Genomic DNA, 484 nt, shown 5'->3' with positions numbered 1-484 from the left:
ACGACCCATCTGAAGGCCAGCCATATCGCGCGCCAGAGCCGGAGGGCATGGTTTGCAAATGGATCAACCGCCCTTCGACATAGCGCACCGCAACAGCGGGATCGGCGTCGGGGACATAGACCACCGGCACCGATACCCCACGGTCACAGAGATAGGTCANGNCGGTGGTCTATGTCCCCGATGCCGATCCCGCTGTTGCGGTGCTCTATGTCGAAGGGCGGTTGATCCATTTGCAAACCATGCCCTCCGGCTCTGGCGCGCGATATGGCTGGCCTTCAGATGGGTCGTCCTATGAATGGTGGGAACATCAGGGCCGTGCGCGCCTTGGCTGGCACGAGGGGGCCAGCGACGCGGTGACGCCGATCTATACGGACTGTGTGCCGCAAGATTGACCCCATGCGGGATTGCGGCGCGGGCGGCAATATGCTCTGGGGGGCGCGAAAAGTGCCCCTTGGGCGCTGGCTCTTGCGACGCAACAATCAGG

General features: G+C 63.1%; 2 protein-coding genes. One reads left to right on the top strand and one right to left on the bottom strand.

The features are described from left to right. A partial coding sequence (locus A3722_RS25360) for an MliC family protein (protein ID WP_443068789.1) occupies positions 1–160 on the bottom strand: 160 nt, incomplete at its 3' end. A 4-nt stretch (positions 161–164) separates the two neighbouring features. Here A3722_RS25360 and A3722_RS17070 point away from each other — a divergent pair. Continuing rightward, positions 165–392, top strand: a complete 228-nt coding sequence (locus A3722_RS17070; protein ID WP_067916315.1) for an MliC family protein — start codon at positions 165–167, stop codon at positions 390–392. Positions 393–484: the final 92 nt, after the last annotated feature.

The organism is Sulfitobacter sp. HI0027 (assembly GCF_001634775.1).
In the GTDB taxonomy this organism is placed as follows: domain Bacteria; phylum Pseudomonadota; class Alphaproteobacteria; order Rhodobacterales; family Rhodobacteraceae; genus Sulfitobacter.
This window is presented reverse-complemented; position numbering and strand designations above follow the sequence as displayed.